Consider the following 255-nt stretch of genomic DNA (forward strand, 5'->3'; position numbering starts at 1 on the left):
TAAGTGCCCCGCCTGGGGAGTACGGCCGCAAGGCTAAAACTCAAAGGAATTGACGGGGGCCCGCACAAGCGGCGGAGCATGCGGATTAATTCGATGCAACGCGAAGAACCTTACCAAGGCTTGACATACGCCAGATCGCCTCGGAAACGGGGTTTCCCTTTTTGGGTTGGTGTACAGGTGGTGCATGGTTGTCGTCAGCTCGTGTCGTGAGATGTTGGGTTAAGTCCCGCAACGAGCGCAACCCTCGTTCTATGT

At 56.1% G+C, this 255-nt stretch carries 1 rRNA gene; it reads left to right on the forward strand.

The window, feature by feature from the left end:
- A 16S ribosomal RNA gene (locus NQ038_RS15720) occupies positions 1-255 on the forward strand; the annotation flags it as partial.

The sequence above is a fragment of the Brevibacterium sp. 50QC2O2 genome (assembly GCF_024580675.1).
Taxonomy (GTDB): Bacteria; Actinomycetota; Actinomycetes; order Actinomycetales; family Brevibacteriaceae; genus Brevibacterium; species Brevibacterium moorei.